Origin of the sequence: Segatella bryantii, assembly GCF_022024215.1 — a bacterium.
GTDB lineage: Bacteria > Bacteroidota > Bacteroidia > Bacteroidales > Bacteroidaceae > Prevotella > Prevotella bryantii.
The window spans coordinates 149188-165269 of the sequence record NZ_CP091798.1; the positions used below are offsets into that span (position 1 = coordinate 149188).

10 protein-coding genes are annotated in these 16082 nt (G+C 39.0%); 7 read left to right on the plus strand and 3 right to left on the minus strand.

The annotated features are described in order from the left end of the window. Positions 1–92: 92 nt before the first annotated feature. Positions 93–1181, plus strand: a complete 1089-nt coding sequence (locus L6471_RS04870) for a mannose-1-phosphate guanylyltransferase (RefSeq protein WP_006282664.1) — start codon at positions 93–95, stop codon at positions 1179–1181. Between the two features lie 74 nt (positions 1182–1255). Here the strand turns inward: L6471_RS04870 and L6471_RS04875 are convergent, their stop codons facing one another. From L6471_RS04875 to L6471_RS04885, 3 genes are all read right to left on the minus strand, one after another. Next, positions 1256–1660 (minus strand): HIT family protein, encoded by a 405-nt coding sequence (locus L6471_RS04875; protein ID WP_006282663.1) that lies wholly within the window; start codon positions 1658–1660, stop codon positions 1256–1258. Between the two features lie 49 nt (positions 1661–1709). Next, entirely contained in the window at positions 1710–2177 is a 468-nt protein-coding gene (gene greA, locus L6471_RS04880) for a transcription elongation factor GreA (protein ID WP_006282662.1), read from the minus strand. 359 nt (positions 2178–2536) lie between these two features. Further along, on the minus strand, positions 2537–5983 hold the full coding sequence (locus L6471_RS04885; protein WP_237797496.1) for a DEAD/DEAH box helicase: 3447 nt from the start codon (positions 5981–5983) through the stop codon (positions 2537–2539). Between the two features lie 104 nt (positions 5984–6087). Between L6471_RS04885 and L6471_RS04890 the strand changes: the two genes are divergently transcribed. The 6 genes from L6471_RS04890 to L6471_RS04915 all read left to right on the plus strand — a co-directional run bounded on the left by L6471_RS04890 (position 6088) and on the right by L6471_RS04915 (position 16067). Next, positions 6088–6555 carry a nucleoside deaminase gene (locus L6471_RS04890; protein ID WP_006282660.1) on the plus strand — a complete coding sequence of 156 codons (468 nt, stop codon included), beginning with the start codon at positions 6088–6090 and terminating at the stop codon, positions 6553–6555. Positions 6556–6651: 96 nt separating this feature from the next. Further along, complete coding sequence (locus tag L6471_RS04895; protein WP_450103972.1) at positions 6652–8364, plus strand: right-handed parallel beta-helix repeat-containing protein; 1713 nt, start codon at positions 6652–6654, stop codon at positions 8362–8364. Next, on the plus strand, positions 8361–9275 hold the full coding sequence (locus tag L6471_RS04900; protein WP_027453132.1) for a glycoside hydrolase family 43 protein: 915 nt from the start codon (positions 8361–8363) through the stop codon (positions 9273–9275). The genes L6471_RS04895 and L6471_RS04900 overlap by 4 nt, the downstream gene beginning before the upstream one ends. Before the next feature lie 47 nt (positions 9276–9322). Continuing rightward, positions 9323–12637 carry an MGH1-like glycoside hydrolase domain-containing protein gene (locus L6471_RS04905; protein ID WP_051214634.1) on the plus strand — a complete coding sequence of 1105 codons (3315 nt, stop codon included), beginning with the start codon at positions 9323–9325 and terminating at the stop codon, positions 12635–12637. Continuing rightward, positions 12638–14833 (plus strand): alpha-L-rhamnosidase, encoded by a 2196-nt coding sequence (locus L6471_RS04910; RefSeq protein ID WP_223918707.1) that lies wholly within the window; start codon positions 12638–12640, stop codon positions 14831–14833. It abuts the gene before it with no gap. Next, a complete protein-coding gene (locus tag L6471_RS04915; protein ID WP_036857966.1) occupies positions 14766–16067 on the plus strand; it encodes an alpha/beta hydrolase family protein in 1302 nt (433 codons plus the stop codon). Before L6471_RS04910 ends, L6471_RS04915 begins: the two co-directional genes overlap by 68 nt. Positions 16068–16082: the final 15 nt, after the last annotated feature.

Below are 16082 nucleotides of genomic sequence, written 5' to 3' on the forward strand. Positions count from 1 at the left end.
AAGATGCAATTTCTTGTGTTATTTTTGGAAGTGTCAACTAAAAAGGCTAATTTTACCATAGATTAAATACAGCAAAAGTTGATTTTTACATCATGAATAATACGAATAATTTTTGTGTGATTTTAGCTGGTGGTAAAGGTCGGAGACTATGGCCATGTAGTCGCTCAGAGTATCCTAAGCAATTTATTGATTTTTTCGGAACTGGAAAGACTCAATTGCAGCAAACCTTTGAGCGTATGAGCAAAATTATTGCTCAAGATCACATTTACATTATTACAAATGAGGTTTATGCTTCTTTTGTAAGAGAGCAGCTTCCTTGTTTGGCATCCAAGCAAATACTTGCAGAACCTATTCAGCGTAATTCAGCTCCGAGTATAGCTTGGGCTACTCATCGTATAGAATTCGATTGTCCGAATGCTAATATTGTTATTGTACCTTCTGATCAGATGATTTTTGATGAAGAGACATTTAAAAAGGATATTTGTGAAGGATTGGATTTTGTTCAACAACGTGAAACTATCCTTACAATGGGAGTCAAACCTACTCGTCCTGAGCCTGGATACGGTTATATACAGATAGGGGAGTATTCGAATATAGATGCTATTTATGGCGTGAAATCGTTTACAGAAAAGCCAGATCGGGATTTTGCCCAAATGTTTGTTGATAGCGGTGAATGGTATTGGAATACAGGTATGTTTTTGGGAACGGTGAATGCTATCAAAAAATGCTTGTTCCAAGAACTACCCATGGTATTCCGTGTATTTGATAAGAATTCTGATTTACATACAATAGAGGCTGAAGAGGTTTTTGTGAAAGAGAAGTTTTCTTCTTTCCCAAATATATCTATGGACTATGTTGTACTCGAGAAAAGCGATGACGTTTATGTGAAGAAGTGTAGTTTTGGATGGGGAGACCTAGGAACCTGGCATGGTGTGTATGAGGCCGAGAAACAGGATGAAGGGGATAATGTGATTATTGACTCTGATGTGATATTTGAAAAATCGCATAATAATATTATTAAGTTGCCAAAAGGCCGATTGGCTGTCATCAACGGCTTGGATGGTTATATTGTGGCAGAGCATGATAATGTTCTTTTCATCTGTAAAAAGGAAGATTCTTCTGCATTAGTAAGAAAATATGTAAATGAGGTTCAGCTGAAAAAAGGTGATGCCTTTGTATAATGTTTATATATAAAAGAAATCCCTTGCTTTCAAATATGTAAAAGCAAGGGATTTCTTTTATATTTTTATAACTCTTACTTGAGTTTCTGATATTCAGTGTAGATCTTGTCTGCTATTTCCTTGAATTCTTCCTCTGAGAGCTTGAGATGTTCTTTACGGAAATCTACGTCAGATTCACTGTTCATTGGGAGCAGATGAATATGAGCATGGTTAACTTCAAGGCCAAGTACAACCTGTGCTACTTTTTTACATGGGAATGCTGCTTTGATAGCCTTAGCAACCTTCTTGGCAAATATCTGAAATTCTGCTAAGTCTGCATCTTCCATATCAAAAATGTAGTCTACTTCCTGACGAGGAATAACCAAAGTATGGCCCTTGGTTAATGGACTAATATCAAGGAAAGCATAAAACTTATCGTTTTCTGCACATTTGTAGCTAGGAATTTCTCCAGCTGCGATTTTACTAAAAATTGTACTCATAAGATCTTAGGTTTAGTGGAATCCCTCTTTTACTGAGGGATACGAATGATTATTCGATAGAAATTTTGTCAATGCGCAAGTGAATGGTACCACGAGGAATCTTAATTTCTGCGGTATCACCTACTTTCTTATTAAGCAGTCCCTGTGCAATAGGAGTCTTGATAGATATTTTGCCAGATTTAAGATCGGCTTCGCTCTCACTAACGATAGTATATTTCATCTTGGCATTGTTACCGAGATTAGTCATTTCTACAGTAGTCATAATCTGAACTGCATCTGCACTCAAACGAGACATATCAACAATTTTTGCCTGGCTAATAGTCATCTTAATTTGATTGATTTTAGCCTCAAGATGTGCCTGATTTTCCTTAGCAGCATCATATTCTGAATTCTCACTCAAGTCTCCCTTATCTGCAGCTTCTGCGATAGCGGCTGATGCCTTAGGACGCTCTACTGACTCTAAGTATTTAAGCTCGGCTACAAGCTTATCGTAGCCTTCTTGTGACATGTAAGCCATAATTTTCTATTTTTATTATATTAGTACTTAATGAGAGATACTAAAAAATTAGAATTCCGACACATGGTCCAGTGTCGGAATTCCAATTCTCTAATCCGTCATATTTTATTTTCTGTTGCCAAAGTTAGAAAATGTTTTTTGAATAACCAAATTTTTTAAATATTTAAAACAATTAGGTTGATTTAAATCAAGAAAACGTGTCATTAGTACAATTCTTATACCTATTGTTTGCGATAACAGCGAGTTTACTTTATCTTTGCATCGTGTTTTTCATAGTATTAGATTTAAGGTTAACAAAAGGTTGGGACTCAGCGGAGCCCCTTTTTTTTGTCCCCTATGTATTATACTATTCTTCGATTTTATTCTATGATGTAATAACCACCTTTTTCTTTACAATATTCCATAAGTTCTTTAAATAGTTCATTTCCTGTGAGTATGCGAGGATTACCAGTCATAATCATTTGCTTGCGTGCTCGGGTGAGAGCTACGTTAAGTTTTCGGTCTATAATTTGATTATCTTCTACGAAACAGTTACTTGTTAGAAATTCTAATTGATAGAAATGCTGAATAGTAAATGAGTAGATGATAACGTCACGTTGGCTACCTTGATAGCGTTCTACAGTGTCAATACTGATGTGTTGTAGCTCTGGTATACCAAGCTTATCTATTTCCTGGCGTATCATAGCAATTTGGTTGCGATAAGGTACAATGATTCCAACTGTTTTGTCGGCATCAAATTGACCTTCGTAGAAGCGATAGATGCGATGAAGCAGATTTGCTACAATTACAGCTTCGTCAATATTGGCCTTGTCGGACAAGTCTGGACGTACACAGAATTCGGAAGGTATAAAGAGCATACGATGCTGCTTGAGAATGTCATCTAAGGTATCTTGACTTTTGGCCGTATAGTTCAGTGACTTTTCCAACTGATGTGCACATGGTACGGGCTGTAGGTTCTCATGAAAGTAGAATTTCTTATTTGGAAATTCTGCAATTTCGGGATGCATGCGTCCGTAGCGTTGTAAGATACCTATAAAGTCTTCTCGTTCGTTAGTATATTCCCAATGGATGAGTCGCTCAAAAAGACTGTTACGACAGTTGGTGAGTCCAATTTCCAGAAGTGTTGGGTCGGTTACCTCTGCATCCTGCTCTCGTTGTTGTACCACTGCAGGTAGCTGCTTGTAATCACCAATCAAGATACATTTATTAGTAAGAGTAATCAAACCGATAATATTGGGTTCGAGTATTTGAGATGATTCATCTATAATAGACAAATCGAAATGCTTAATATTAAAAATATATGGTCGTGAAGAAATCATGCTTGTTGTACCCACGATGATGCGAGCTTGCTGTATTTGTTTTTGAAGAGCCTGCATCTTCGGAAATTGTTCGATGGTTTTTTCTAACAAATAGGGTAGGAATCGTTTGTCACAAGAATATGCATTACCGATTCGAAGAAAATCGATGTTGTTGTCGACAAGCATCTCGCTGATTTCATCTACGGCACGGTTGGTATACGACATGAGGAGAATGGTTTTTCCACTAGCCAAAGCTTCTTTTACCATAAATTGTAGGGCACGCGAAGTCTTACCTGTTCCTGGAGGACCCACTAGCAAAAAGTAATCTTGTGCTTGTTTGGCTTTTAGTAGGATAGGGTCAAGTATTGTATCGTAAGAGCGAGTAAGTTGTACTTGTTCATTTTTACGAGGTGCTCGCTGGCTTAAATACAGGTCACGTTTACTCTTGTCGGCTGAGATGAAGGCATGAAGTGCTTTAATTTGACTTGAGATAGAACTGTCGCTTGTTGCATGCTCGATGGCATAGGTGGTATCAACAAATACTTTTTCATTTTGTTGACCATCGTTGAGGTGTACTGTTAACTGTTGTGTCGTGATTTCCTGTAATATACCTTTATAAAGTATCGCTTTGCGAATATCTGGAGTGGAGAATGGTTCTCCTTCTATGTCATTCTGCTTGTGTCCGTAAGCATAAAGATATATCATATCGCCTATGCGGAAATTAGGAAGGATGTCTTGTCCTTGTTTTGGAATTTCAAGGATAATGGTATCATAGCCATTATATGGTGAACTCTTTTTCTTGTCGATAATACGTAGGTCTGTATAAATATTTCCAGCATCTTTTTTCTCGGATAGTGGCATATTCCAAAAATCAGCTATAGCATTGCCTTGCCCTTCTTGATAACCGAGTTTAGCAACGATTTGTTCTTGTAGTACAAAGGTCATCATTCGGGTATAGTAGCTTCGTTCTATTGTCGATAAGCTATGAAGTGGAGTTGTGGCTTCTTCTAACTGTGGTCGAAGATATTTGGTATAGAAATAATCTTGTAATCCTTTTGTATTGAGTATTTCAGGTTTAAATAGGTTGATGTACTTTTCAAAACCTTCTCGACCGATGGCCATCAGGCTGGATACCAGTTGATTACGATATTTTAGGGCTTCACGAAATAATTCTTGATAAAAGGCAACAACCATAAGTCCGTCTGCAGGTGGATACTTCGAGTAAAGCAAACGGATATCAATGGCATTATTGGCCAACTTGAAGTTATAGTGGAGCACACCATAGTATAATAGTAGCTGTATGTAATGCGGTTCTAATTGCATACTATGATACAGAGGATTGGGTTGATGGTGCTCGATGTTCATATTGCGTCCAGATTTCTGCTCTACAAGTAGTTTCATGTCTGTAGTCATTAAGTCGACACGTCCCTGTATACCCAAAGCCTCGCATACAAATGAAGGCTCCAAAATAGCTTTATCTTTATCATATACGATGGTTTGATCTCGCTGATCAAAATAGCGTGTACCTTTGAAGAGTATATCTACCACTTCTTTTAGATTGTTTGCCTGTGTGGTAGCATCCTTGTAAAATTTGGCTGCATCAAAATGTGGACAAGTACAGTATTCTAGAGCTTTCTCTTTGAAATTATTTTTGATGGTATCTGTAAGAATATATTCATGTTTGCTGTTGATGATATCATCGAGTGCACTACCAGCGAAATTACCAAGGATAGTTGCCTGACTATTAGCTCTTGGGCGCATCTGATGAAGAAGATAAAGCAGTGGATGATGACCATAATCGGCAAAGCAAGTAGCTATAGAACTGATATCGATAAGAAAGTCTGGTTGGAAAATGATTAAGCGTGGCAATACCACCTGCATACGCTTTTGATGGTCACTAGAAACCAATGCATGGTGGGTCATAGTACAGTCGAGAAGATTTAGTTGGCTGCCTTCTTGAATGAGGCGAGTTATGTATCGATGGTCGATATGATTCTCCTCATCATAGAGCTTTACGAGATATTCATCAGTATCAGTTTCCTGATCGATACTCACCGTCAGTGTGTCTTCTGTCCATTGGTTCACAGAGCAGCGGATATAACGACGGTTAATCGTAAGATGAGGAGCTGATGGACGGTTATGATGAGGAATAAAAGGCGTCAGAAAATCCGGTATGTCCTTAGAAAAGATAGCTGAGATAAAGACGGCGATAGCCCTACCATCATAGGCAAGATCTTCTCTCGATAAAGGCTCGTCACTGTTTGAATGTCGGCGAGCCGTTTGTATGCTCATTTTGTCGGCTATACTAAGATGATGCTGTTTACAAAGAAAATCCACTTGAGAGAACAGGTTACCGAAAGCTTGTTGCGTATTTCGGATACCCTCATGACAAGTGAGCACAATAGTATCGTGCATCATCTTATTACGCATTATGCCACTAACTTCCTCGTCAGTAAGGAAGTCTTTTATCTTATAAAAAAGTTCTTCTGCTGTTATAACTTGCTTCATTGCGTGCAAAAGTACGAAAAAAGAAGCAATATTATTTTGTAGCGAGAAACTTTTTGTTAACTTTGCAAGCCCCCTCTTTTTAAGCATTAAGAAAAAATATTGTTATGGAGAAAAAAGATTTTATGCGCAGAGCTATTGCGCTTTCTGAGAATAGCGTGAAGACAGGTGGAGGTCCTTTTGGAGCTGTCATTGTAAAAGATGGTGAAATAGTTGCAGAAGCTTCTAATAGTGTAACTATAGATAATGATCCCACAGCTCATGCTGAAATCAACTGCATCCGTAAAGCTACCAAAATCTTAAAGTCATTTGACTTGGCAGGATGTGATATATATACCTCTTGTGAGCCATGTCCAATGTGCTTGGGAGCTATTTATTGGGCACATTTGGATCATATCTATTACGCTAATGATCGTAAGGATGCTGCAAAGATTGGTTTTGATGATGATTTCATTTATCAGGAAATTGTACTGAAACCAGCTGACCGTAGTAAGCATATGGAGATTATGCTTCCTGAAGAAGGTATCCGTGCATTCCAGATGTGGGAAAAGAAGTCTGATAAGACTGAATATTAATTGATGACATCTTAGCCGTTATTTCGTCTGTTTAGTAAATAAAGTAAAAAGATGAAACAACGGCTTTTTAATACTCTTTTATTTATAATTACTTGTATGAGTGGCTTACAGGTGCAGGCTGCTGATACAACTTTGTATGTTTCTCCAGGTGAAGAGGGCATACTTCAGACGGCATTGCGTCAAGCACGTGAGTATCGTAGACGGCATGATGGAGGTACTGCTGAAATTCGTTTGTCAGCTGGCATTTATCGCCTTTATGAGGCATTGCGTTTTCACCCAGAAGATAGTCATTTACAGTTGACGGGTGAAGAAGGTACTGTTATTGCTGGTAGTATTCAGATTAAGGGATGGCGTAAGGAAGGTAAGCTTTGGGTAGCAGATGTACCTGATTTTAATGGTCGTCCGATAGACTTCAGACAGTTATGGGTGAATGGTAAGAAAGCTATTCGTGCTCGTAGTGTAGCTGATTTTGAAAAGATGCCTCGCATCTTGAACTATGATAAGAAAAAGCAGATTCTTTGGGTTCCTTCTCGAGCAATGAAGGTTCTTAAGGGTGAGGTTGGATATACCGAGCTTGTGCTCCATCAGATGTGGGAGATTGGTATTCTTCGTGTGAAGTCTATACAAACTTTTGGAGATAGTACAGCTATTACATTCCATCAGCCGGAAGCGCGTATCCAGTTTGAGCATCCTTGGCCATCACCGATGTATCATAGTAAGCATGATTCTCCTTTCTATTTGGTCAACTCTTTGGCTTTATTGGATGAGCCGGGTGAATGGTATCATGATATTCGCAATCATCGTCTCTATTATATGCCTTTGCGTGGAGAGAATATGATGCTGGCTGATGTTGAAGTTCCTGTTCTTGAAACATTGGTAGAACTGACAGGTATGTCTCATCGTAAACCTTCTGATATTACTTTTAATCATATCACATTCTCTTATACCTCATGGATGCGTCCAAGTTATCAGGGACATGTTCCTTTGCAGGCAGGTATGTATCTTACCGAAGCTTATAAGCTCCGTCCACAGATAGATCGTAAGAATAATCATAAACTGGATAATCAGGGCTGGCTCGGTAGACCAGAATCTGCAATAAAGGTTTATTATGCTGATAGCATCCATTTTAAGCAATGTACTTTTTCGCATTTAGGAGGTATGGGCCTAGATTATTTAGAGGGATGTAAAGGTGGGGTAACTTCTTATAGCACCTTTACTGATATTGCACTGAATGGCTATGTGTCTGGTAGTTTTTCACCTGCAGGACTGGAAACACATCTCCCTTATCGTCCTGACCTCAAGGACGTTTGTGAATATCAGGAAATAAGTAGGAGTCTCTTTACTGATGTAGCCAACGAAGAATGGGGATGTTTGGCTATTGCAGCGGGCTATGTAAAGAATATCAATATTGAGCATAATGAAATACATGATGTTCCATATTCTGCCATTAGCTTGGGATGGGGATGGAATCGTGATAGTGTGTGCATGAGAAATAATCGTGTACATGCCAATTTGATTTATCGTTATGCCCAACATATGTATGATTGCGCAGGTATTTATACTTTAGGCAATCAACCCGGTACAATGATAACCGAAAATGTGGTAAGAGATATTGCTAAACCATCGTATGTACATGATCCTAATCATTGGTTCTATTTATATACTGATGAGGGAAGCTCTAATATAACACTTCAAGACAACTGGACACCTTCTGATAAATATTTGAAGAATGCCGTTGGACCTAATAATCAATGGCTCAACAATGGTCCACAAGTGAGTGAACAAATCAAAAATCGAGCAGGAAGATGAAAAAGACGTTTATAATGATAGGGGCTTTTGTTGCTCTAATGTTGAGTTCGTGTGGAAGCAATTATTATGTTTATTCCAGTTTCCATGAACCAGCAACAGATGGACTACGATACATTTATAGTAAAGACGGCCTTCACTGGGATAGTATACCTGGGGTATGGCTAAAACCTAAAGTCGGTAAGCAGAAAGTGATGCGTGATCCAAGTATCGTACGCACTCCGGATGGTATCTATCATCTAGTTTGGACTACTAGCTGGCGTGGTGACAAAGGATTTGGCTATGCCGAGAGTAAAGATTTGATACATTGGAGTGAAGAACGTATGATTCATGTGATGGACGATCCGACGACCGTAAATGTATGGGCTCCGGAACTCTTTTATGATGAAGATCGTAAGGAATGTATGATTATTTGGGCGTCGTGTATACCTGGCAAATTTGCCCGAGGTATTGAGGATGAGAAGAATAACCATCGTCTGTACTATACTACAACCAAGGATTTTAAATCATTTAGTCCTGCAAAGTTGTTGATCGATCCTGGATATAGTGTAATTGATGCTACTCTTGTGAAAAAAGGTTGGAATGATTATGTGATGGTGGTGAAAGATAATACTCGTAAGATGCGTAATATTAAGATTTCGTTTGCCCATGATCCTCATGGTCCATGGAGCTTACCTTCTGAACCATTTACAGAGCCTCTAACGGAAGGACCTGCAACGGCAAAGGTCGGCAACGATTATATCATTTATTATGACCGGTATGGTTCAAAGGACTTTGGTGCCCAAAAAACGCGTGATTTCAAGCATTTTGAAGAGATAACCCAAGAGGTACATGTAACCCCTCTACATAAGCATGGCACCATTTTTAAGGCGCCAAAACGACTGATTAAGAAATTATTGAATAATAGTAAGTAGAGTATATAATTACGATACGATAATAGAAAGAATAAAAGGTATTCGATATGAACAATAAACTATTGCCGATAGCTTTTGCTTTAAGCCTGTCTGTTTATCCTGTATACGCTCAGCAACTGGTACGCTATACAGGAACACAACTGAGCGATCCTAATCGTCATGACGGAGGATTGTCACCTGTTATGGGTGTACATAATATCCAGATACTACGTGCGAATCGCGAACATCCATCTGTAGCCAATGGTAATGGATGGACCTATAACCATCAACCGATGATGGCTTATTGGCGTGGTCGTTTCTACGTTCATTATCTTTGTGACCCAAAAGATGAACAGGTTCCGCCATCGCATACCAATTATCAGGTCTCTAAGGATGGCTATACTTGGTCTGACCCGATAGAACTGTTCCCTGAATATAATGTACCCGAAGGATTTTCCAAGAAAGGTGTAGATGGTGTGGCTCATAACATGAAAGCTGTCATGCACCAGCGTATGGGGTGGTATATTAGCAGTGAGGGTAGACTCTATGCTTTAGGATCTTATGGTGTATGTCTTAATAAAAAAGATCATAATAATGATGGTAATGGTATCGGACGAGTAATTCGAGAAGTAAAGGCCGATGGTAAATTGGGTAAAATTTATTTTATCTACTACAACCATGACTTTAATGAGAAAAATACTGATTATCCATTTTATACTCATGCAGATAAGCATTTAAAGAAAGCTTGCAAAGAGATTTTAGCTAACCCTCGTTTGGTGATGCAGTGGGTAGAAGAAGCAGACCGTGAAGATCCTATCTTGCCACTGAAGAAAGAATATAAGGCTTATAATGACTATACACTTCCTGATGGTCGTATCGTAGCCCTTTGGAAACATGCCTTGACTTCTATATCGTCTGATGGCGGTAAAACTTGGCTGGAACCTGTAAATCGTGCAGAAGGGTTTGTTAATAGTAATGCTAAAATCTGGGGACAGCGCTTGTCTGACGGTTCGTATGCAACTTTGTATAATCCATCAGAATTCAGATGGCCTCTTGCTATTTCATTGAGTAAAGATGGATTAGAGTATACCACGTTGAATCTTGTCAATGGTGAAGTTCCACCTATTCGTTATGGAGGTAATTATAAAAGTAGAGGTCCTCAGTATGTACGTGGTATCTTAGAAGGAAATGGTGAACCGGCTGACAGTAATTTATGGGTATCATACTCGATGAATAAGGAAGATATGTGGGTAGCCCGCATACCTGTCCCTGTACTGACAGAAGCACACGCGCAAGCAGATGATGACTTTACTACTTATAAACGGCTTGCAGATTTGACCACTTGGAATATTTATTCTCCTAAAGAGGCGCCTGTTAGTCTCGATGGTGAATGGCTTACACTAAGTGATTCTGATAAATTCGATTATAGTAAGGTTGAGCGACTTATTCCAGCAAGCAAGGATCTTACTGTAGAGTTTGATTTAAAAGCTTTGCAGAATAATCATGGTACACTTGAGGTTGAGTTTATTGGTGATAACGGTATAGCTGCGGCTCGTATGGAATTAACTCCCGATGGACTTATTCAACTCAAGAATGGTGCCCGAAATGCAGGCAAGAGTAAATACGAAGCTAATAAGGTATATCATCTCAAGTTAACCCTTTCTGTGGCTCGTCGTCGTGTAGATCTCTATAGTGACGGTAAACTCATTGCCAAGAGTATGTTCTTTGCCCCTGCTCATACTATTAATCGAGTACTTTTCCGTACAGGTGAGTATCGTACCTTCCCAACCGTTGATACAGAGCCTGATTGGTATGGAACACTTGAACAGGCTGGAGAGAGTGATTCTTTGGCCGTGTTTAAGATTGCTCATTTTAAGACAACTAATAATGATATCGATGCAGGAGCAGCTTTGCTTCAATCTGCAGATTATAAGCATTATGTAGACTATTTTAATGGGATGGAGGATGAAAATATCGTTCAAGCCATCCCAAATAGTGAGTCTTGGAAATGGATGCAGGAAAATATACCTCTTTTTGATGCTCCAGATAAGAGCTTTGAGCAGATGTGGTATTATCGTTGGTGGACACTTCGCAAACATATTGAGAAGACGCCTGTAGGTTATGCTATGACTGAATTCCTCGTGAAACGTAGTTATGCGGATCAGTATAATTTGATATCTTCTGGTTTAGGTCATCATATTCATGAGAGCCGTTGGTTACGTAATCCTATTTACCTTGATCAGAATATTCATACTTGGTTGTTTGGTAATAATGGTCAGGCGATGAAGAAACTCAATTTTTATAGCAGTTGGCTGGCTCAGAGTGTATGGGACCGTTATCTTGTTGATGGAAGAAAGGATAGTGTGGTGGCTCTCCTTCCAGCTTTGATTAAAGAAGTAAATCGTTGGGATGATCATCGTTGGGAAAAGAACGGTAAGGCCGACCTCTATTGGCAATACGATGTAAAAGATGCCATGGAGGAGACTATTAGTGGTGGTCGTAGAGCCAAGAATGCTCGTCCTTCTATCAATAGTTATATGTATGGTAACTTTCGTGCTATCGCTAATATCGCCGCATTGGCAAAGCAACAAAGTTTAGCAAAAAGTTATACTCTGAAAGCAGATACTCTCAAGCGACTAATTGAGACAGAACTTTGGAATGATAGTTCACAGTTCTTCGAAGTAAAATATCCTTCGGGTGATTTTGCTAAGGTTCGTGAGGCTATTGGTTTTATGCCTTGGTATGTGAATATGTTTGATACTGACTCTAAATTTGATATAGCCTGGAAACAAGCAGGAGATTCAAAAGGCTTTTCTGCTCCTTACGGACAGACAACAGCAGAGCAGCGTCATCCGCAGTTCAGAAGTCATGGTACAGGTAAGTGCGAGTGGGATGGAGCTGTATGGCCTTTTGCTACAGCACAGACGTTAACAGGTATGGCTAATTATCTGAATGTTTCTGATAAGCCAGTAATTTCAGACAGCCTTTATTTTGTGGAACTTGAGAAATATGTTCAGAGTCAGACACATCGTGGTAAACCATATATTGGTGAATATCTAGATGAACAGACCGGCTATTGGCTCAAAGGTGATCAGGAGCGAAGCCGTTATTATAATCATTCTACCTTTAATGACCTAGTGATTACAGGACTTTGTGGACTTCGTCCTCGTGAAGATAATAACGTTGAAGTAAATCCACTTTTACCGCAGGGTAAATGGTCTTATTTTTGTGTAGATAATATCCTTTATCACGGTCATCGTCTTGCCATTGTATGGGATCAGGATGGTAGCCGATATCATGTGGGAAAAGGGTTAAGTATCTGGATTGATGGGGTATGTAAAGCTCGTCGTCAAAATCTTGGTCGATTATCAACAGCGCTCTAAATGAAAAGATTTTTTGTATTCATAATTTGTCTAGTTATGTTATCCGCCTTGATAACCAGGGCGGATAATGTGTTTTCGAATGCTCAGTGGATAGGTGCTACGACAAATCAGGATGATTCTTTGGCAGATCGAAGTATTTGGTTGCAGCATGTGTTGAAATGCCGGAAAGGTATCAAAAAGGCGCAACTTATGATTTGTGGTTTGGGAGCATACGAATTTTATATTGATGGAAAGAAGTTTGGCGAAGATTTGATGGCTCCAGCCTGGAGTGATTATCGTAAGTCTATTTTTTATAATACTTACGACGTAACATCAGTTTTGTCTGCAGGTTCTCATTCGATAGAGGTATTGCTGGGTAACGGATTCTTTCATGAGCGTGGACGACGCTATCATAAGTTGAAGACTAATTTTGGTCCTTCTACTTTATTGTTTTATCTTGATATAGAGTATACTAATGGTAAGCATGATATTCTGAAAAGCGATAAAACATGGAAATGGAAACGAAGCCAGATAGTCTATAACAGTATCTATGGTGGTGAAGATCATGATGCAACTTTTATTGATCGGTGGCATCCTGTGGTAGTACAGAAGTCTCCTCAAGGTAAACTTTATCCACAGTTATCTTATCCGATACGTATCTATAAAAAATATCCTATAGCTAAGCGCCTGTCTGCTCATGTCTTTGATATGGGACAGAATTTGGCAGGATTTCCTCGATTTTCTATTCAGGGAAAGGCTGGTCAGAAAGTTAAAATTATTTTAGGTGAAACCTTAAAAAATGATGGATCGGTAAGTCAGAAGAGTATTGGAAGTCCTCATTATTATCTTTATACATTAAGTGGAAAGGGAATAGAACTGTTTCAACCTCATTTTACCTATTATGGTTATCAGTATATCCAAATAGAGGGAGCTGTGTTGAAGGGAGATGCTAATCCTAATAACTTACCGGTTATTGATAAACTGGAATCATGTTTCATTAGTAATTCAGCTCCTAAAATAGGAAGTTTTGCTTGCAGTAATCCGCTTTTTAACCGAACTTACGCTATTATAGATGCTGCAATTCGTAGTAATTGGCAACATGTATGGACAGACTGTCCGCATCGTGAGAAGTTAGGCTGGTTAGAACAAGATTGGCTTAATGGACAAGGGTTGGTTGATAATTATGATTGTAAATCAATGCTCGAACAAACGCAGCATGTAATAGCTGATGCCCTACATGCTAATGGGTCGATGCCAGAAATAGCACCTGAGTATATCCGCTTTGAAGGCAGTTGGGCGCCTCCATTTCAAGAATCGCCAGAATGGGGTGGTGCTCTAGTGGCTTTGCCTGTGCTTTATCTGCACCGTTATGGTGATGATAGTTTACTGAAAAAATATCAGCCACACATTCGTAAATATGTAGATTATCTTGCTACACGAGACAGTGCCTATATTCTTAATATCGGATTGGGTGACTGGTACGACTATAATGGAGAAAAGGCCGGTTTTGCCAAGAATACTCCTGTAGCATTAGTTAGTACTGCACATTATTACTTGTGGACCAAACTAGCAGGTTTGGAGCAACGGGCTGACAGTATACGCCAAGCCTTTATTCGTAATTTTGATCTTAAGAGTCAGGCAGCTTTAGCTATAGCCTTAGACTTGAATCTTTATCCAGAAGGAAAAAAACAGGATTTATTGGATAAATTGCTAGAAGATATTCACCAGCATGGAGATCGATTGACGACTGGTGATATCGGAACTCCTTATCTTTTCCGGGTATTGATTAATAATCATCAGCAAGATCTGCTCTATACGATGCTTAATCATGACCAAGAGCCAGGATACGGATTCCAGTTGAAAATGGGAATGACAACTTTGACAGAGCAGTGGGATCCACGTAAAGGTGCATCCCGTAATCATTTTATGTTGGCCCATATCAATAATCACCTTATACATGATATGGTGGGTATTCAGGTTAAGCGTGATACTGTTGTAATCTCTCCAAAACCTGCAGGAAACTTAACATGGGCAAAAGGCTCAACCATGGCTAATGGTGGCAAAATAGCAGTAGACTGGACTATTAAAGGAAACGTATTTCAAGTAAATATACACTCAGAAGGAAAAAATAAAATTAAGATAGATTATGATGAAATCAATCGTTTTTGTGCTCAGCGCCATCTTCGCTTTCAATACCAACTTGTCGGCGCAGAATAATTATGCTGGTCAGTATACACGTAGTCTCCATGACATCATGGAAGACGTTTCTACTCGTTTTCATGTTCGTTTTAAATATAATGTGGATACAGTAGGCAAGCGATTGCCTTATGCTGATTATCGTGTTCGTCCGTATTCCATCGAAGAGACCCTAACTAATATTTGTAAGTATTTCGACTTTAATTGGTGGAAACAGAGTGATAATCTTTATAAAATAAAACCTTATGAGTATCCTCGCCGTCATACTGATGATGGAAGTAAAATGTTGGCCTATCTCAATACTTTGTATAGTGACAAGGTGCAATTTGAAAATCGTAAGGATAGTGTGCGAAAAGAAGTTCGTCAACTTCTTGGTATAGATGCTTATAAAGACAGTCTGGTACATAAAAAACCTATTTTAGGTAAGGTTCGTAAGTATGATGGATATACTGTTCAGAATATTTGTTTGGAGACTTTACCTGGAGAACATGTCTTTGGTAGTATCTATACACCAGCCAAGAAAGGCAAGCATGCTTTGATTATCTGCCCTGATGGACATTTTAACGGTGGTCGTTATCGTAAGGATGAGCAACAACGGTTGGCTACTTTGGCTCGTATGGGTGCTATCTGCGTTGATTTCGACTTATATGGTTGGGGACAGTCTGAGCAAGAATATGGTAAAGATAGTCACCATACAGATCGTGCTCATGTTATCCAGGCTCTTAATGCAGAAGTGCTGTTAGATTATATGTGGAATAACCGCAAGGATGTAGATAAAAAGCGTATTGGTGTAAATGGTGGTTCTGGTGGAGGAACTCATACTGTATTGATGACCGTGCTTGATGATCGTATTACGGCTGCTGCGCCAACTGTAAATTTGGCCAGCCATTTTGATGGCGGATGTCCTTGTGAAAGTGGTAAACCTATTCAGACTGCAGGTGGTGGTACTTGTAATCCTGAACTTCTTGCTTTCTTTGCACCAAAACCTCTCTTGGTTGTTAGTGATGGTGGTGACTGGACTGCTTCTGTTCCAGAGTTGGAATTTCCTTATTTACAACGTGTATATGGTTTCTATGGCGCTCAAAATAAAGTAGAGAATGTACATCTTCCTCAAGAGCGTCATGATTATGGTGTAAATAAGCGCAATGCTAATTATGAGTTCTTTATTAAGGTGTTTGGTCTTGATCGTAAAATGTGGGATGAAAGTAAGGTTACGATAGTAAAACCTGAAGTCTTACAGTCTGTTCTAAAATAAAATTTATAGGTATTA